This window comes from Acinetobacter guillouiae CIP 63.46 (assembly GCF_000368145.1).
GTDB classification, from domain to species: Bacteria; Pseudomonadota; Gammaproteobacteria; order Pseudomonadales; family Moraxellaceae; genus Acinetobacter; species Acinetobacter guillouiae.
Genome location: NZ_KB849287.1, coordinates 186,897 through 206,484, shown reverse-complemented (window position 1 = coordinate 206,484; position 19,588 = coordinate 186,897). Strand labels below are relative to the sequence as shown.

The 19,588-nt window shown below is 37.1% G+C and carries 17 protein-coding genes; 6 read left to right on the top strand and 11 right to left on the bottom strand.

The features are described from left to right. Window positions 1–117 precede the first annotated feature (117 nt). Complete coding sequence (gene tusA / locus F981_RS21115) at window positions 118–375, bottom strand: sulfurtransferase TusA (protein WP_004725563.1); 258 nt, start codon at window positions 373–375, stop codon at window positions 118–120. Window positions 376–568: 193 nt separating this feature from the next. Between tusA and F981_RS21110 the strand changes: the two genes are divergently transcribed. Together F981_RS21110 and lnt are read left to right on the top strand one after the other, a co-directional pair. Next, on the top strand, window positions 569–1,408 hold the full coding sequence (locus F981_RS21110; protein ID WP_004725561.1) for an HlyC/CorC family transporter: 840 nt from the start codon (window positions 569–571) through the stop codon (window positions 1,406–1,408). Then, complete coding sequence (lnt, locus tag F981_RS21105) at window positions 1,405–2,964, top strand: apolipoprotein N-acyltransferase (RefSeq protein WP_004725558.1); 1,560 nt, start codon at window positions 1,405–1,407, stop codon at window positions 2,962–2,964. The genes F981_RS21110 and lnt overlap by 4 nt, the downstream gene beginning before the upstream one ends. A gap of 67 nt (window positions 2,965–3,031) precedes the next feature. Here the strand turns inward: lnt and F981_RS21100 are convergent, their stop codons facing one another. Continuing rightward, on the bottom strand, window positions 3,032–3,370 hold the full coding sequence (locus F981_RS21100; RefSeq protein ID WP_004725556.1) for a tRNA-binding protein: 339 nt from the start codon (window positions 3,368–3,370) through the stop codon (window positions 3,032–3,034). 338 nt (window positions 3,371–3,708) lie between these two features. On the opposite strand from F981_RS21100, the gene F981_RS21095 reads away from it, so the two are divergent. Beyond that, window positions 3,709–3,972, top strand: a complete 264-nt coding sequence (locus tag F981_RS21095) for a DUF2798 domain-containing protein (RefSeq protein ID WP_004725554.1) — start codon at window positions 3,709–3,711, stop codon at window positions 3,970–3,972. Between the two features lie 76 nt (window positions 3,973–4,048). On the opposite strand, the gene F981_RS21090 is transcribed toward F981_RS21095, so the two are convergent. From F981_RS21090 to gspF, 3 genes are all read right to left on the bottom strand, one after another. Further along, window positions 4,049–4,384, bottom strand: coding sequence for a hypothetical protein (locus F981_RS21090; RefSeq protein ID WP_004725552.1), 336 nt, complete (start codon window positions 4,382–4,384; stop codon window positions 4,049–4,051). A gap of 281 nt (window positions 4,385–4,665) precedes the next feature. Next, window positions 4,666–5,103: a type II secretion system major pseudopilin GspG gene (gene gspG / locus F981_RS21085; RefSeq protein WP_004725550.1), complete on the bottom strand. Its 438-nt coding sequence runs from the start codon at window positions 5,101–5,103 to the stop codon at window positions 4,666–4,668. A gap of 39 nt (window positions 5,104–5,142) precedes the next feature. Continuing rightward, the gene (gene gspF, locus F981_RS21080; RefSeq protein WP_004725548.1) at window positions 5,143–6,348 is read right to left on the bottom strand and encodes a type II secretion system inner membrane protein GspF; all 1,206 of its coding nucleotides are present in this window, start codon (window positions 6,346–6,348) and stop codon (window positions 5,143–5,145) included. A 168-nt stretch (window positions 6,349–6,516) separates the two neighbouring features. On the opposite strand from gspF, the gene F981_RS21075 reads away from it, so the two are divergent. After that, window positions 6,517–8,742: a primosomal protein N' gene (locus tag F981_RS21075; protein ID WP_004725546.1), complete on the top strand. Its 2,226-nt coding sequence runs from the start codon at window positions 6,517–6,519 to the stop codon at window positions 8,740–8,742. 152 nt (window positions 8,743–8,894) lie between these two features. Here F981_RS21075 and F981_RS21070 read toward each other — a convergent pair whose 3' ends face one another. The 6 genes from F981_RS21070 to F981_RS21035 form a co-directional block, all read right to left on the bottom strand. Then, window positions 8,895–9,284 carry a hypothetical protein gene (locus tag F981_RS21070; RefSeq protein WP_004725543.1) on the bottom strand — a complete coding sequence of 130 codons (390 nt, stop codon included), beginning with the start codon at window positions 9,282–9,284 and terminating at the stop codon, window positions 8,895–8,897. A gap of 91 nt (window positions 9,285–9,375) precedes the next feature. Then, window positions 9,376–9,702 (bottom strand): tetratricopeptide repeat protein, encoded by a 327-nt coding sequence (locus F981_RS21065; protein WP_151027106.1) that lies wholly within the window; start codon window positions 9,700–9,702, stop codon window positions 9,376–9,378. 673 nt (window positions 9,703–10,375) lie between these two features. After that, window positions 10,376–10,861, bottom strand: coding sequence for a hypothetical protein (locus F981_RS21055; protein WP_004725538.1), 486 nt, complete (start codon window positions 10,859–10,861; stop codon window positions 10,376–10,378). 31 nt (window positions 10,862–10,892) lie between these two features. Beyond that, window positions 10,893–11,318, bottom strand: coding sequence for a hypothetical protein (locus tag F981_RS21050; RefSeq protein ID WP_004725537.1), 426 nt, complete (start codon window positions 11,316–11,318; stop codon window positions 10,893–10,895). A 370-nt stretch (window positions 11,319–11,688) separates the two neighbouring features. After that, entirely contained in the window at window positions 11,689–12,081 is a 393-nt protein-coding gene (locus F981_RS21040) for a hypothetical protein (RefSeq protein ID WP_004725532.1), read from the bottom strand. Further along, window positions 12,081–16,235: an RHS repeat-associated core domain-containing protein gene (locus F981_RS21035; RefSeq protein WP_004725530.1), complete on the bottom strand. Its 4,155-nt coding sequence runs from the start codon at window positions 16,233–16,235 to the stop codon at window positions 12,081–12,083. The genes F981_RS21040 and F981_RS21035 overlap by 1 nt, the downstream gene beginning before the upstream one ends. A gap of 469 nt (window positions 16,236–16,704) precedes the next feature. Between F981_RS21035 and F981_RS21030 the strand changes: the two genes are divergently transcribed. Then, a complete protein-coding gene (locus F981_RS21030) occupies window positions 16,705–18,600 on the top strand; it encodes a monovalent cation:proton antiporter-2 (CPA2) family protein (RefSeq protein ID WP_004725528.1) in 1,896 nt (631 codons plus the stop codon). Window positions 18,601–18,683: 83 nt separating this feature from the next. Then, window positions 18,684–19,559, top strand: coding sequence for an Hsp33 family molecular chaperone HslO (gene hslO / locus F981_RS21025; protein WP_004725526.1), 876 nt, complete (start codon window positions 18,684–18,686; stop codon window positions 19,557–19,559). Window positions 19,560–19,588: the final 29 nt, after the last annotated feature.

Sequence of the window (19,588 nt, the reverse complement as noted above, 5' to 3'; positions counted from 1 at the left end):
ATATAACATAAATTTATTAACTATTAAAAATAGGCTAAATAAATTTCAATATTATTAAATCAATAAAAGGGAAATCATCACATATAACATAGACTGATTTCCACCCATCATGATCTTTTAACCTTTCTTCACTAAATAATGAAATTCCTTATTTCCGGCATCATCTAGTACTTCTTCTTGTAAAATCAACTCATGACCGAGATGCATACAAAATTTAGGAATGTCCCAAGAGGTTGAATTATCAGTTGCAAATACTTCAACGACATCACCTGATTTAGATTTACGAATTGCTTGATGCAACATCATTACAGGCTCAGGACAACGTAGTCCACGCGTGTTTAATTGAATGCTTGCTGTAGGCATCGGTTCAGACATTATCTATTCTCAAAAAGAAGCGAAATCAATCAATAATTTTAACACAAACTCAAATAATGAATAAGGCTTGCAATATATCTATAATATGACACATACATTCATCTATTTACCTAATTTAATAGATAGACATCTGTGTTTTCTTCGGTATGATAAAAAAACATTTACTAGATATTAAGCGTCTTTAGGAAAGATCATGCACGAGGAATCAGGCCCATCGTGGGGAATGCGTGGCTTACGCAAATGGTTAGGAACAGCGCCAGAAACCCGAGATGAACTGCTAAAATTAGTACAAGATTCACGTCGTTTTTTAGAACCCGATACTGTTGCAATGTTAGAAGGCGTATTAGACCTTCCAGCAACAAAAATCCGTGAAGTCATGACTCCGCGCACAGCGATGGTCAGTTTACAAGAAGATGATCAACTTCTTGATATTTTAGATATTCTTATTGAATCTGCACATTCACGTTTCCCTGTTTTCTCTTCTGATCAGCCTGAAAACGTCGTGGGTATTTTACTTGCTAAAGATCTTTTACCCTTTTTAACTGATCGTTCATCTGTTGTAGATGTACATGCGTTAATGCGTCAGCCATTATTTGTCCCAGAAAGTGCACGATCCGACCAAGTTTTGAGAATGTTAAAAAATACTCAAACCCATATTGCCATTGTAATTGATGAATATGGTTCAACAGCAGGGCTGGTCACTTTAGAAGATATTCTAGAAGAGATTGTCGGCGAAATTGAAGATGAGCATGATAACGTTGACGAAGAAGCGCAATTTATCATTCCAGATACAGCCCATACCACAGCCTATACATGGATTGTGCAAGCACTTACACCAATCGAACATTTTAACAATGTTTTAGATGCTGAATTTCCTGACGATGAAGTAGAGACTATGGGTGGATTACTGCTTCAAGAAATTGGTCTAGTGAGTGATCTTCAAGGCCAAGTGGTTGAGCTTGAAGATTGGGAATTTACAATTATTGAAGCAGATGCACGCACTATTCATCTGATTCGAGCTGTACATAAATGAGAGCATACTTTGACAAGCTGTTAAATTCATCACAACAACAAAAACAGCTGCCCTTCATTTTCCCATTATTGATTTCGTTAATGTCAGGCGCAGTGTTCAGTTTAGCACTGGCGCCTTATTATTGGTGGTGGTTGGCAATTTTATCGCCTGCCCTACTGTATGCTTGCTTAAAAGGCCGTACACCACGCCAAGCATTTGCGATTGGCTTAAGCTATGGCTTTGGCCTATGGTTTGTTGGCGCATTCTGGCTCTATACATCGATTCATGTGTATGGAGATACCAATGCTGTATTAAGTGTCTTGATGATCGCCATCATGGCCATTGTCATGGGGCTTTTTACCGCGATTCAGACTTGGGTATATCGTAGATTCTTTCCTGAAACGCCATTAACTTTCGCTCCTTTGTGGGTTATTTTTGAATGGTCGAAGACTTGGGTCTTTACTGGTTTTCCATGGTTATTTGCAGGTTACGCATTCACTGAACGACTCTTAGATGGCTATGCTCCACTGTTTGGTGTGTTTGCAGTATCTTTTGTTGTGATTATCCTTGCTTGTGCATTGGTTGAAATTTTAAATAGAAAAGTCTTTTGGATCTTTCCTGCAATCATTTTAATCCTTGGTGCATGGGGCGCATCGTTTATCACTTTCGTACAACCGAAAGCAGAAAAGCCGCTCTCCGTTTCTTTGATTCAAGGCAATATTCCGCAAGATTTAAAATGGTTGACTGAATATCAGGTTAAAACCTTAGAAATTTACGTCAATTTAAGCCGTACTGAATGGGGCCGAGATCTGATTGTTTGGCCAGAATCCTCGATTCCGTTGTTCCAAACAGATATTCAACAATTCTTGGATATGATGGATCAACAAGCCAAAAGTTCAGGCACAGCATGGGTAACGGGTATTCCTTATTGGGACTTAAAAGAATCACAGAAAAATGGCTATCCAATGTACTACAACAGTATGATGGCTTCTGGCGCGGATTCTTCAGGCTTATATAAAAAACAACGTCTGGTGCCTTTTGGTGAATATATTCCACTTTCAGGATTATTGGCTTGGGTGTTACCTGCGCTACAAAATGATCCATCCATGAGTGGATTTTCCCAAGGTGCATCCAATCAGAAACCTTTTAATATTAAAGGACATGATTTAGCTGCAGCCATTTGTTATGAAGTGGCCTATCCGAATCTCACTCGACGAAATGCGATTAATAGTGACTTTTTAGTGACTGTTTCTAATGATGCTTGGTTCACCGGTACAGCAGGCCCATTACAACATCTTCAAATGGTGCAAATGCGTGCCAAGGAAAATGGACGTTGGTTTATTCGTGCTACCAATACAGGCGTAACAGCATTTATTGACCACAATGGACATATTGTAAAACAAGCCCCTGTAGATCAAAAAGCTGTGCTTCGTGGTGATTTACCTGCCATGCAAGGTGAAACTTGGTACACCCGCTTTAGTGATTATCCTATTTTATTGCTATCCCTCTTATTATTAATTTTAGGTTGGATCTATCGACCTAAAGCAGTCGATATTAGCTTTAAATCTAGACGTTAATGTTTGAATCCCTCATCTCTGGTTTAAGGAGATGAGGTCAGCTTCAACAAAGCGCTTGATTCAATGATTAAAGTAACTTTGTTCCCAATGGCACATTTGCATCAGGCACACACAACGTCACATGCCCATCTTGATTATGGAAACCCGTCACTAAACACTCTGACTGAATCGGTCCAATTTGTTTTTTTGGAAAGTTCACAACAGCAACCACAAGCTTCCCAATTAAATCTTCAGGTTGATACAGGTTGGTAATTTGCGCACTCGATTTCTTTACACCGAGTGCTTCGCCAAAATCAACATGCAAAATATAAGCAGGCTTACGCGCTTTCTCAAATACTTCGGCTTGAATAATTTTTCCTACCCGTAACTCTACTTTAAGAAAATCATTCCATTCTATTTGTTGCATTGCTGAGTCCTCGTATTTTTATCAGTTCATCTCAAGAGATAAAATCATTTTAGATAAATTTAAAGCGATCAACCTTATACAAAACAGACAAATGATCCTGTTAAAAAGACAATCATATTCAATCCAAGCCCTATCAAAACGAAATTGAAAATATTTTCAGCGCATTATTTATTATATTTTTTTCAAGTTTATGCTAAATTATTTTCGCTGATCATAAAGCCGTAAACGTTTACGTCAATCAACGTGCCAACATATCTCCAACAAGGCTTGGGGCTATTTAAATCAAGATTTTAATATTTTGATGCGGCACTGGCGTTTGTTGGTTTACGGAGTAAAAAATGCAAAATTCTAAATCGTCTTATTTTAATTTTAAAAAGATTCCAAATCGCTATGCAGCGATTGTTTTACCTTTGTTACTGTCCATTATCATGACATTTATTGTTTCATGTATCAGTACATTCAGAAGCATGGGTTTTGAGAATTTTTCGCTATACACATGGCTTTCAGCTTGGGGGATTTCTTGGCTGATTGCCTTTCCAGTATTACTTTTTATCTTACCGATTGTGCGCAAAATTACCATGAGCCTGGTTCAGCCGACTTAGTTGAATAAACCTGAATCATTAAATTGTAGTGCAAAAAAACCGAGGATTATACCCTCGGTTTTCCATGATATTTCAACTAAAGTTGAGTCACCAAATAAGACATCATTGCAGCTAAAAATAACATTGGCACATAACGATATGAACGTACTAAATATTGTTCTAATAATGATGAGAATTCAGTTTTTAACTGAAATACTGTCAAATTTAAGGCATTATAAAAACTAATAATAGATAATGCACTAAATACGCTAATCGCCATAAAACCAATCATGATCTGGCTATTGGCATCGGCAACTTGCCAAATATTGAGAAAAAACTGGCTAATCGGTAATAGGCTCAAAATTAAAAGAACAGATTTGAGCATAGTCCAATGAAACTGGCTGATTTCATCTGGTAATAATAATGCTTTCATCTCATCCTCCTAAGCAATTCAGATTGCCCTGAGAACTATTATGCAAGCTTTTAATTAAATAAAAAGTCTATTTTTATACACAATTTAACTTTCTTGTAACTATTAAATATGGGAATAATTCTTATTATAACTCTCAAACATCGTTATTTTAAATAGCTGTTATATTTCAATAAATTAAATACACTTTAGCAAACAAGAAAGATTATCACTTCACTCAAGATTTATTAACTCGATTAAATGAAGTGATTAATCCCATAAATAATAACCTAAATAATCTTCAATTAAGGTTGGTAATAAATATCTGCATCATTTCCTTCACCACCTTGTTTACCATCGGCACCAAACGAATATAAATCAAATTTACGGCCTTCAGAACCTGGGATCACATATTGAATATCATTTTCCCAACTGTCTTTCGGATAACCACCTTTAACATAACCACCAGGTAACCAGTTTTTAGCCGTTGCAGGTTGATTTACAAGCGCGTCTAAACCACCTTCTTGGCTTGTCGGATAACGCCCATTGTCCAGTTTATACTGGTCTAAAGCACCCGCTACACCTTTTAATGCAATTTTAGTGGTGTCAACTTTGGCTTTTTCACCACGTCCCATCACATTGGGTACGATCAATGCTGCAAGTACGCCTAAAATAACAATCACAACCATCACTTCAATTAAGGTAAAACCTGACTGACGAGTCCTATTCATCTTTCGTTGCATCTGCTTACTCTCTATATATTCTTTATAAAAATAATTGGCTTAAATCATATTGTTCATATTGACGATTGGCAACATGACTGCAATCACAATAACCAAAACAATACCAGCCATAAACACCAACATTAAGGGTTCCAGTAAAGCCAATAATGTTGAAATAAATGAGGATACTTCTCGATCCTGCATATCTGATGCACGGCTTAACATTCGATCTAACTCACCCGAAGCTTCACCGCTTTTAATCATTTGTACCATCATCGGTGGGAAATAACCACAACGCTCCAATTGTGTTGCAAGATTTCCACCTTCTGTGACTTTCTCTGCTGCAATATTAACAGCATCTCGTATCACCCAATTGCTACTCACCGCTGCTCCAATTTTTAAAGCATCAACCAATGGCACGCCTGATTGGGTAAGAATAGATAAGGTACTGGCAAAACGCGCTGCATTTATACCACGAGATAATTTACCAAATAATGGCAATCTGAGTGTTAAACGATCAAAAGCATAGTGCCCCGCAGAAGTTCGCAGGAATCGAATTAATAAAAAGATCCCAACCACACTAAACACCAGCATAAAGGGCCAAGCCTGCCGAATAATCTCACTGGCTTTCATTAACGCCACAGTGATCCATGGCAAGGCTTGCTTACTTTGGTCAAAGGTTTTAACAATGTCTGGAACAACATACGTCATTAACCCCATCACAATCGCAAAAGACATAAACATCAAGATGATTGGATAGATCATCGCACCTTGAATTTTCTTTTGCATGGCAAAGCGGTTTTCGGTGTAATCAGATAATTGATCTAAAATTAAATCTAAATGTCCTGAACGTTCACCCGCAGCAACAGTCGCAATATACAAATCTGGAAAGCGTCCTGTTTGTTGCATCGCTTGAGCCAAAGAGTGCCCTTCAAGCACTTTTGAACGTGCCGAAAGTAAAAGATTTTGTACATGCACTTTTTCACTTTGTTTGGCAACTGCTCGTAATGCTTCCTCTAAAGGAATCGCAGCAGCGACCAAAACAGAAAGTTGACGTGTCATTAAGGCCAGATCATAAGCCGAGAATTTACGTTGAAAAAATCCTGAACTTTTATTTTTATCTTTTTGTTCAACAGCATCCACTGTGACAGGAATCAATTCCTTGTCCCGTAGTTGTTGTCGAATCTGGCGTGCTGAATCTCCCTCTAACACGCCTTTTTGCTGCTTTCCTGAAGCATCAATTGCAGTAAATTGATATGCTGGCATTATTATGCTCTAGTTTTCCAAAATTTTTTGATTACGCTGTTGCGTCATACCCTATAAATCATTCATATTCATGTTTATAGATGACTGTTACACTCTAACACAAGCCGAATCTGGACATGAAACAATTTCATCACAGCCTCACTAAATTAATGAGTCACTAAATTAAAAATGTCGAATACCCTTGCTACGCCACAGACGATTTATCGTATTCAAGTTGCTGTTCCAGTCTATTTGAATGACTGCTTTGATTACCAAGTCACCGCTGAACAATATGCGCAAGCTGAAGTCGGTGCGCGTGTTGCAGTGTCTTTTGGCAGACAAAATCTGATTGGTGTTATTGTTAAGAAAGTACCGATTGATGAACCTGTGGATTCTCATTTCAAACTCAAAGCCATTACTGAACTGTTAGATGAACGGGCTATTCTAGACAGTAAAGTTTTAAGTTTATTGACATGGTCATCACAATATTATCAATTTCCTATCGGTGAAGTGATTCAAACGGCGTTACCTACCTTATTACGCCAAGGTAAACCTTATAATTTATTGGCACGTATCTGGAAACTTTTAGACTTACATGCCGAAGACAAAGTTAAACGCTCTGAAAAACAACAAGAAGCCTATAAAATTTTAAAGCTACACCCGAAAGGGACACAGGAAAACATTCTTAATTTAAGTGGTGTTGAAACAGCCACACTCAAAATCCTTGAGAAAAAAGACATTGTTCGTTGTGATTTAGAACCACAAAATGTCACGCCAGAACCTGTGCAATTGGCACAGATGCCACTCACGCCAAATGACGATCAGAAGAAAGCCATTCAAGCGATTTTAAAAGCGCAAAAAAAATATCAAGCATTTCTATTGGATGGTTTAACTGGGAGTGGTAAAACCGAAGTTTATTTGCAAGTGATGCATGAAGTACTTAAACAAGGCAAACAAGTCTTGGTTTTAGTGCCTGAAATCGGCTTAACCCCACAAACCATCAGTCGTTTTCAATCACGTTTTCATTGCAATATCGCCTTACTGCACTCAGGCTTAAATGACACTAAACGTTTACAAGCATGGCAGCATGCGCAAACGGGCAAAGCCTCTATTATTTTAGGTACACGCTCTGCAATTTATACGCCTTTGCCACATTTGGGTTTGATTATTTTAGATGAAGAGCATGATCTTTCTTTTAAACAACAAGAAGGCTTTCGCTATCATGCTCGCGATGTGGCCATGTATCGTGCACATTTAGAAAATTGCCCGATTATCTTAGGTTCTGCCACGCCAAGCATCGACAGTTATTATCTTGCTCGCCAAGAAAAGCTGACACGGATTGAGTTAAATCAACGTGCTGGTGCCGCAATCATGCCGAAAATGCATTTGATTGATTTAAAAGTGGCAAAAAAACAGCATGGCTTAAGTGATGTTTTGATTGCTGAAATCAAAAAACGTTTAGAGAAAAAAGAACAAGTTCTGATTTTTTTAAATCGCCGCGGTTACGCCCCCGTGCTTATCTGTGAAAGCTGTGGTTGGCAGGCCAATTGCCCCAACTGCGATGCTCACTTTACCCTGCATTTAAAGCCTTATCAGCATTTACATTGTCACCATTGTGGTACGATTAATCGTATGCCTGATGCTTGCCCTCAATGCAATCAACAACAATTAAAGCCAATTGGCATGGGAACTGCCAAAGTTGAAGAAACTTTGAATGAGCTGTTCCCTCACTTCCCCGTCTTGCGCGTAGATCGTGACTCAACCAGTCGGGTTGGCAGTTGGCAAAAGATTTATGATCAAATCCAGAAAAGCGAACCGACCATTTTACTTGGCACGCAAATGCTGGCAAAAGGACATCACTTTCCTTATGTCACCTTAGTGGCAATTTTGGATATCGATGCAGGTTTGTTGAGTGTGGATTTCCGCGCCACAGAACGTACTGCGCAATTGATTATTCAAGTTGCAGGCCGTGCGGGTCGTGGTGAAATGAAGGGTGAAGTCTATTTACAAACCCTAAGACCTGATCATCCGTTATTAAACACCTTGATTCATAATGACTATCGGACCTTTGCCAAACAAACCTTAAAAGATCGCCAAGCTGCACTGCTTCCACCTTTTCGTTACACAGCTTTGATTCGTTGTGATTCAAAACATCAGGAAGAAAATTTAAAGTTTTTGACTGAAATGACGCAGCTCCTTAGACAAACTGCCGAAGATAATTTAATTGATATCTGGGGACCGATTCCAGCGCCAATGGAACGTAAAGCAGGGCGTTACCAAGCCCATGTGGTTTTGCTTTCTCAAGATCGGGCAAAAATGCATTTTTATATTCGTCACTGGTGGCAACAACTGTTACATAGCAAACCCTCTACGATGAAAGTCACCATAGATGTTGATCCGCAAGAATTGAGTTGAGTTTATTGTTGTATGTTGAATATCCTCATATCTTGATTCAATTGCTTGCATAACCGAATATTGATGTATTACAACCACTTCCTGCCATTAAGTAAATTGTAATTATCAGTATTTTTATCAATTTCATGGTGCTGATTCCAATTCAATACTTTTTATTCAATATATTTAGGACTTAGCTCTCCACAGACAAAGAATGCTATTTTTCTTGCGGATATGATTGTTTTATAATTTCGTAAAAAAGTAATTAATTCTGAAGATAAAAAATAATCAACATCCCATGATTCTTCTTTTTCTTTATCTAGCGGTAGATTGTATATTAAATTCAAAATCATTCCTGCGCTACGAAAGTCTGAGGAATGAACTTGTAATAATGCTTCTTTTAAACAAAAATCAAGTATTTTACGTGTGCTCTCTACAGAAACAAACGAAGAATTATCAATAACATATTGAAGACAATCAACAATATGCTCATTTTTCCTTCTATTTAGTAAAATATTTCTACTACCTATTATGTTTGCTCGAATAGAATAAATAATATCCATTAATACCCTCCTTCCTATTTCTTCAACATAGCCATAGAAAACTAAAAAAATTTGAATAGTTAATATGAGGTAGAAGTTTTAATATTATGAGTTAATCATCATTTCGGACACATCCTAAATCTTCTGCTCGATCATACCAAATAGCTCCAAGAACTTTATTCTTTCTAGTACCGATACCAAAATAATAGCATCTAGAAACTTCATAAACCGCTTCAGATGAGCCTCTTAAAGCTGATTGTAAATATAATAAAAACGCTTTTTTTTGATTTTTAGAAACATATACTCCTCTTTCATAACTAACAGCCAAATCATACATTGCATCAGGCCATTTCATTTCTGCCGCTTTTTTTAGATATTCAGTTCCTTTGACATAATCTTGTTCCAAAAAATGACCACCATGTAAATACCATGTTGCAATTGCGTAAGTTGCTTCTGGGGATCCTCATTTATATGCAAGGTCTAATAGTTTATAAGCTTGTTCGTAATCTGGAACATCTTGTTTTACAAGCTCACGGACTTTTTGTATCAGTTCATCATTTGTCAAAATTTTCTCCATTTAATTACACTTATTATTGCACTTATCCCTCATACCTATTGCTCCACAAATTGGATTATATAAATAAATATCACTATCTAACTGTTAAAATAATTTCAATCTATTAGTGAATAATCCTTCTAATCTTTTCACAGTCTGTTTCATATCCATTGAGTGGTAAACTATTTAACATCGATTCAAATTGCTGCTTCATTTTTTGATCATTTGAATTGATCATTGATTTGGATTGACTAGAGAGAGAAGCCATTGCTTCTGAATAGCATAGGTTTAAGCTAAAAGAGTTTAGTACACTTCCTAAATAGAAAGCTGTGATAACCAATAAGAGGTAAATTATAGCAAATAGAAATATTTTAAAATTTTTCATATTTATAACCTTACATTAACAACAAGAATAGAAAACTATAAAACAGTCCCTTTGGAGCCTATAAACAAATACAAGTCGTAACCTCATGGATTAAATCCCAACATCTTTTATAATATTTCTTTTGGAGAAAACTAAATCTTACATTCTCAACACTATCTAAGATAATTAAAACTATTTTCCTTTATCATAACTTCTCTCTTTTAGCTTAACATCAAAATATTCTACCCAATTTTCCAACATTTGGATTTCATCTCCAGATACGTTTTTAGATCTATGTCTACTGATAAATTCTTTTAAGTCATTGATTAATAATTCAGTATCTTCTAACTTTACACTTTCATAAAAAATTAAGCTTTGATCATGATTTCTTGAGATTTTATCACCACAAGTGACCAAAATAGCAGTATAAAAATCTACTCTTTCATTCTGTTCTAGACCTTGATTTTCTTTAATCTCATAGTCGATAGAGGTCCATAAATAAGTCGGTATTTTTTCACTAGGCAACCTCATACATATATTCACAACTTTAAATTTTAATAGATTAGACTCTACAAAATATAACTTATGAAATATAGAAATTAAATAAACACATCCTATTAAAAGAAGACCAATCATTAAAGAAAACAAGAATAAGCGTAATTTATTTTTAGTTAACAATTTTTCCCCTCAAATTCTATTTATTTCAATTTTAAGGAACTATGAGGTGATCAATTACCTCATTATCACTTACAATATAGAGTACATCTCCAGTGTCAATTCTTTTAGCATCAATTTTTACTTTTAACGATTTAGCACATTCACACCTATTTTTCTTTTCTCCATAAATGACTAAAGAAGCTTTCTGGAAACCATTTAGTGTCAAATAAGCATTTTCATTTTCAGCACATGAAAATACATCTGTTAATGAAACTAAATAAGACTTTTCATTATCTATTTTTGTAATGGTTGGTTTAATTTTCTCGTATCCTCCATCACATTTATTTTCTTCGGCAAAAATTTCCACTCCCGTTTCGAATGTAAATGTATTCTCTAAATTCTGAGCCCTATTACAAGCTGAAGAGCTTAGAATCACAAATAAACTTAATGATGATTTAAGCCATTTATTCTTTACCATTATTACCCCTCAATCTTGTAGAATAATTAAGCTAGTAATGCAATAAAATTTCAAATGAATAAAAATTAAAAAACACCTTTTCTCTATCCTTGTCCTCAAAGGAGTATTTTATTCTATCCAAACCATCATTGTTTTTAGTTATTTGACTAAACATAAATTGATTAAGGCCTCCTCCAAAATTATTTATCTGAAAATTAGAGATATCTTTAAATAATATAATTAGAGGGTTGGTATCATCTAAATCCGACCCTATTTCCAAAATTAAATTATAGGAAAAATCTTCAAAATCAAAATACATTTTAATAACGATGCTCTTTTCAAAAAGCATTTTGTTAATATTTTATATATTCGTCATTCTATTCAATACTTTTTATTCAATATATTTAGGACTTAGCTCTCCACAGATAAAAAATACTATTTTTCTAGCAGATATGATTATTTCGAAGTTTTCCAAAAAAGTACTTAATTCAATGGATAAAAAGTAATCAACATCCCATGATTTTGCTTTTTCTATAGTTAGAGGTAGATTATGTATCAAATTCAAAATCATACCTGCACTATAGAAATCTGAGGATTGTATTTGCAATAGTACTTCTCTTAAACAAAAATCAAATATCCTCCGCGTACTTTCAACTGGAATAGATGACAAATTATCTATTGCGTCTCGAAGGGAAGGGGCAACACACTCATTTATCCTTCTATTTAGTAAAATATTTCTACTACCTATTATGTCTGCCCAAATAGGATTAATTTTACTATCCATTAGTAACCTCCTGGTGTGTATATAAGATCTGCTGGGGTCCTATAATGACTAAATGGCAACTCAACTCTATTAATCGGCACTTCAAATATCCCTGCTCGTGGAGATGCAATTGCTCTATGATGACCATCAAGTATATATAACTGACCATTATGTTTAGTTACAGTAAGTGGTTCTTGTAAACCGTCTCGCCTAATGCTTTTTGCCAATTTATCTAATTGATTTCTACTCATTGTTGGCCCATGAGTTGGTCTAAGATTAGAAATTTTTTCAACAGGATTGGTTTGTCTTTGGTTGGAGACACCACTTCCACATTGGCCTGCTGCTTGAGCATTACGTAGCTTTTCAGTTAACTCATTAATATTGCTTCTATTATATCTTGCTGGGCTGTAAGTATTACTAATTGTTGAATAATTAAATGATGGATCATAACGTCGAATTTGATTTATTAAAGACGCCGCTTGATAGTTAATAAGAGCTGATCCACCAGAGGGATTTGGAAGCCTGCGATTTAGTCCATCCTCATCTATAAAATTAATCGGATTATTTTCTACATAAGCATATGTATTTAAACCTCCAGCCAATCCAATCGGATCACTCTGAGTATAACGCCCTATACTTGCATCATAATAACGGTTCCAGTTATACCAAAGTGTACTCTCTGCATCATAATATTGCCCAGGGAATCCAAGATTAAAAACACCTAATGTTTCATTCGTCACTGTACGCCCAAAACTACCGTTAGAAGCCTTCCACACCACCGACTTATTTGGGGCAGTAATTGATTCTGCCCGACCCAAATGATCATTGTGTATGAAATGTACATCACCTCTTGTGAACAGAGCGATAGGTTCGCCACCTAACCAGATATAGAAACGGCCTATGCTACCAACTCGCCATGTCTCTGCTGTTAAACGACCATCAGGCGTATAAATATAATCTGTGCGGGCTGAACCATTGACTTTACGACTGCGAAGATTGTCCACATCATAATCATAACGGGTAACGCTTTCACCTGATTTCACTGTTTTAAGACGCCCAAAACCATCATAAGCATAGTTGTAATTAGCTGTCCCGACCGGACCTGTACGAGCAGTTAAGTTTCCAAGCGTGTCATAACTATACGATTGTATACCCGCAGCAGTGGTCATTGATTTAAGCTGATTTCCAGCAGAAATTTCATAACGTGCTGCATTACTGGACTGGTTCAGTCTGTTCGACCCCGTATCGTAGCCCCATCTTAGTGCTTGTACATTTGTACTAGAACCAAGTAAACGGCCCATCGCATCATATTCATGACTAAGGCTCTTGCTATCGTCTACAACATCTTTGACTTGCGTGATCCAGTCATTGCTGTTGTAGCTGTAATCATAGTTTTGTAAGTTTCCACGAATACCAGTCAAGCGATAATCCTGATCATAACTGCGCTTTTCAGTCAGACCATTGCCATAGGTCCAACTTTTAACTCCACCATAGGGTTCATAAAGAATATTACTCACCACAGTTATGATAATATCTGTATCGAATTTGAATATTACCTCCTTGACTCGATTCAGTTCGTCATATATATACACGCTATTAAATATTAGTTCATGACCTTCTTGAAACACACGGTCATAATCATCGTATAACCAGTAATAATTGTATTCTGTACCATCAATTTTAGTCACTTGAACGGTGAGTTGGCCTGATTTGGTATAACCATAGCCTTTACCCGTTATCCCATCTGAGGTTGCACATAATCTTCCAATGCCATTGGTACAATCATCATAACGCCAGACTTGAACCTGATCACCTGTTCTGGCCTGAGTTTTTCGATTCAAGGCATCATAGTTATAATTGGTGATACTGCCATCGGCACGGGTCAAGCTGATGAGATTCCCATCATTGTCATAAGTGTAGCTGGTTTGACCGGTGGCTGGGCTCTTCTGGGTAAGAACTTCCCCGAAACCGTTATAGCTATAGGTGGTTGTATTACCAGCTGGATCAGTGACTGAGGTTAAGTTACCCAGGGAATCCCATGTGTATCTTACAATTGAGCCATCTGGCTGACCTTCTGTAAGTAAACGCCCCATGGCATCATAGCTAAAGGTTTTTACCTGGCCCAGTGCATTGCTTTGTTTAATCACATTGCCATTGCCATCATATTCCTGAGCAATGTTCTGACCATTATTACCTTTGTCGGCTGTTATCCAACCTAACTGGTTTTGGTCATTTACTCGAGCGTAACGAACAGTATTACCTTCACGATACTCTACTCGTTGTAGGACACCCAAATTGGAATAACTGTAGTTCTGTTGGCTGATGACATTACGGGCAGTACCATGACTAATACTGGCAATCGTTCCATTATCGTTATAGGTCGTTTTTTCAACCATTCCATTTGGATAGATGGTTTTGGTACGACCAAAAGCTCCATATTCATAACGTGTTTGGATATACCTCGCCAGTGAATTTTTTAAGGCTTCACTGGTTACTCGCCCCCGGCTGTCATAGCTGTATTGAATGTCTTGCCCATTGGCTGAAGTAATTTTACCCACATTGCCCAAAGCATCATAATCACTATATGTCGCGGTTTGTCCCAAGGCATTCTTAAACTCGATCAGATTTCCAGCCGTGTCATACATATAACGGCTGACCTTTCCACTTTTAGTGACGACCATCGTTGCCAGCATCGTATTGGCGTGGAAGGTATAACTGTATTGTTCTGTACGACAACTGTTTTGGTCACAGACAGAGAAGCTTTTTAAGCGGTTTTTAGCGGGTTCATTGGCAGCATAATAGCTATAAGTTTCCTCTCGAATTAAACGATTAGACCCATCAAGTATTTGAATTTGAGTGATTAAACTGGTTTCTCCAAGGTAGCTATATTTTTTGATATACGCATTGGAAGCATTACCATTTTGGATACCTATAGTTTCTTGAGTGACTCTACCAAAACGATCACGCTGATATTGTGTCTCTACGCCATTCCAGCCTTTGGTGGAAATCACATATCCATTGTTATCGTAAGTATTTTCCATACTGCTATTCGGGCAGTTATTTACCCCACTTCTTTCTACTTTAGCCAGTTTATTTTTTTTATTATCTGTATAAATATATTTAATAACTGCACCTAAAGGATTGGTAACAATTGTATAATTATCAGCAAAAGTTAACCTATCAACTTGTGTACCATCACTCCGGCCACTTTGAACTGCTTTGTTTCCATTAAAATAATAGCTATTGTAAGGCTTGCGATTTATCCATATCCCACTCAGCATATGATAAGAGTCAGCTCCATTTTCTCCATAAAGATAGGTACGTGAGCCTGTATTTTTAGGATAAGAAACTAGATAAAGTGAGCGGTAGTTATGGTGGTATGAATAAATATTTCCAGCAGGATCTATCACTTCTGAGAGTTCACCCGCATACCAAATTAACTTAATAGATTTTCCATTTGTATGTGTGACTTTAATTAATCTTTTATTTTCATCATAAGAAAGTACCCAACCGATACCATAAGCATTTTTTTTACTAAGTAATCTTCCATTGAGCGTATAAGTCTCAACGCCACCATCTGGTAGGGTAACAATAAATTCGTTATTAGATTTCTGAATACGTGTTAATTCATTTAAGTAATAATTTTCACCATTGGGTAATTGTCGAATTCTCTTTCCCTGAGGATCTATAGCTAAACGATAATCAAAATTATGCCTCCATTTTCCATTGACTGAAAAATTCGCAGTGCCAGTAGCAAAAGAATCATAATAGCGAATAAACGCTAAAGGCATCTCACCAGACGTTGTAAAGTCCAGTTCCTGCTGGATTTTTTTCCCAGTTGCAATCACGATAGGATTAGAAGTACTATCTGCGGAACATTCCCTTGCCTCAAAAGCAGGAACAACAAGCTCCGTATCCTCAGAACTAGACGTTGGACCCGTGCTCGTAGAACCACCACCTCCACCAGAAGTACCACCACCAAGCCAAGGATCATTTATGCTAGGGAATGGACTTGGTCTTATAGCCTCTACTTCTATTCTTGGTAATTGACCTACGCCTCCGCTTCCACCAGAATCTGAAATTAAACTGCTTCCATAACCTTCACATACTGATTTTATTTGCTCCCACATATTACATTCGGATCCGCCAGCACTCTTACATGCTGCATATTCCATTTGGCATTCATCCAAAGATATAGCAAATGTTTTGATTGGAAAAAAAATTATAAAAAATAATAGTGCAAATATTCTCATTTTTATTCTCAGTAAATCTTGAACTACGAAATACTGTATCACGCCCGCCATTTGAATAAGAATTATTCTCAATTGATTTTTTAAATAAAATTTATTATCCATTAAGATTTTCTAAATAAATTGAAAAATATAGTATTCCATTTAAGCCCATGATCATCAGCATAAAAGAGATCATTTAGAAAAATGCAAAAATCCACTGCCATATAAAGCAATGGATTTTCAATACAATTTATTATCACGTCTTTATTTACACATCAGTTCTCGTTTTTACCTCGCTAATCACTTTTAAATTTTTATTGGGTAAAAAGACAATTTCTTAATAAATATCTCCAAGTCAATCACAAAATCACGCTACAATTTCTAAAGAAAGAAAAAAACTTAAGGCAAGTGAATGTCACTGTTACTCCAAATCACCATCTTCCTTGGTGCAGCATTAATTCTGGTTCCTCTAGGGAAAAAACTCGGTATTGCCACCGTACTGGGTTACTTATTTACAGGAATACTTCTGGGTCCAAGCGCATTTAACATTGCCAATGATCCAGAGGAAATCATGCACCTTGCAGAATTTGGGGTGATTTTACTGATGTTCCTGATTGGTTTAGAACTTCGCCCACAGCGTTTATGGGAAATGCGCCAATCCATTTTTGTGATGGGAAGTTTACAGGTAGGGGTTACTGGTTTGGTGCTGATGGGAACCATCTATTTAATCTTTCAACAATCACTCCCTGCAAGTTTTGTGATTGGTTTTGCCTTAGCACTTTCTTCAACTGCCTTTGTTTTACAGCTTTTAGAAGAAAAACAACAACTCAATACTACACACGGTCAACAATCCTTTTCGATTTTACTGTTTCAGGATATTGCTGCGATTCCCTTACTTGCCATCATCCCACTCTTAGCAGGCAGCGAATCAAGTCATCATGGCGTTGCTTACTTTGCTGCGATTATCGCCACGTTCACGGGTTTATTTCTGTTTAGTCGTTATGTGATGCGACCATTTTTCCGCTTTGTGGCAAAAAGCGGTGCAACAGAACTGATCACAGCCGTTGGCTTATTTATCGTGCTAGGTGTGGTGTTGTTGATGGATACACTCGGGATCAGCACAACCTTAGGCGCTTTTTTAACAGGTGTGCTTCTGGCTGACTCTGAATTCCGTCATGAACTTGAAGCCAGTATTGCGCCCTTTAAAGGTTTATTGCTCGGTTTATTCTTTATGACGGTGGGAATGACCACACAAATCTCGTTAATTGCAGATATGCCATTACTGATTATTGGTGGCGCAGTCAGTTTAATTCTGATCAAAATGATCGTGATGGCAGCCATTGCACGTTATAAAAAAATGAGTTGGACCAACAGTTTAATGGTCGCAACCTGTTTAGCCCAAGGGGGTGAATTTGCCTTTGTGGTATTAAACGTGGCAAAAAGCGAAAAAGTACTGGCTGAAGCAATCATGGAGCCCATCACCTTAATTGTGACCTTATCCATGGTACTGACCCCCATCTTCTTTTGGCTGGTAAGTACACAAGTATTGCCCTTGATTAATAAAGACAGTGCGCCCAAATATGATGAGATTCCCAACGAACACCCTGCTCTTATTGTTGCTGGTTTTGGTCGTGTAGGGCAAATTGTTGCTCGTTTGGCGCGTATCCGTCATTTTACCTTTACCGCCATTGATAATAATTTACAAAAAATTGATTTTGTTCGACGCTATGGTGGTACTTTGTATTATGGCGATGTGACTCAACCCGATTTACTCCGTGCAGCCGGAATTGAGCAGGCCAAGGTTTTTGTATTGGCAATTGATAATGTTGAAGATTCAATGAATGTTGCGCGACATATTTTGCTCAATTATCCAAACCTTACCTTATTGGTTCGAGCACGAGATCGTTATCACATGCACCTCCTGCGTGATGTCGGAGTTAAACATATTTGGCGTGAAACCTATTTAACGTCCTTGGGTATGGGTTATCGAGCATTGTGTGAACTGGGCATGAGTAAACAAGATGCTTATGATAGTGTTGAGCTATTTAGAAACTACGATGAAGAACTGTTAACACGTCAACAGCGTATTTATACTGATGAGCAAAAGCTTTTTGAAAGTTATCGGGACTTTATTTCGGAGCTTGAGCACCTGTTTGAAAGCGATGCGCAAGTTGAAAACCACAATCCTGAGCAATATAAAGATGTTCCAGATTTGGATGAATCAGGCTTAGAAAGGCCCACAGCAAAAGCTCAAACCACACATGCCAAGCATGATCGTATTAATATTATGCGTGATGACGAAAATTAACTTTAAGATGCACAGTTTTTCAGGTGAAATAAACTTGTGATTTATAATATCGCCACCATCTAAACAGGGATTTGGAGAATTTTATGTCTGATTTACGTCAACGTTTTTATATTGAAGATAGCCCTGTACGTGGTGAAATTGTACATTTAGATACAGCACTACAAACGATTCTATCGCAGCGTAATTATGCACCTGCTGTGCGCATTTTATTGGGTGAAATGTTGAGTGCAACAGCATTACTTGCAAGCACATTAAAAATTAAAGGACGTATTAGCTTACAAATTCAAGCACAAGGTACATTCAAATGGGCGATGGCTGAATGCAACCATTTGGGTGATGTACGTGCACTTGCAGACTATGAAGAAGATCCGCATTTTATGTTGAGTGAAGACAGCAGTACTGTGCTCAGCACGTTGCAACAACCTGTGTTATTTATCAATATTGAACCTGAATTTGGTGAGCGTTATCAAGGAATTGTGCCACTTGATCAACCAACGCTTGCGGCTTGTTTAATGCAGTATTATGACCTTTCTGCACAAATTCCAACACGTATTGTCTTGGCAAGCACCCATCACAATGCAGGCGGTTTACTGATTCAGTTATTACCTCGTAATAATGAAGAAGAACAACAACGTGTAGATGAAGATTTATGGCCACGTTTGATTATGTTGACGCAGACCTTAAAGCCTGAAGAATTGACGGATTTAACCGCACAAGAAATTCTTTACCGTTTATACAATGAAGAAGAAGTTCGTCTGCCAGACGTTGAACAGCTTCAATTCAATTGCACCTGTTCACGCGATAAATGCAAAAATGCATTGATCCAGATTGGTCTAGATGCGGTCAAAGAAACCCTAGAAATTCAAAATCCAATTGAAATGGATTGCCAATTTTGCAATAAAAAATATCAGTTCACTGCAAAAGAAGCTTTGAATCTGTTTGGTGAGCATTTGAGTTAATCTATTAAGATCTGAATGGTTTAAGTTTG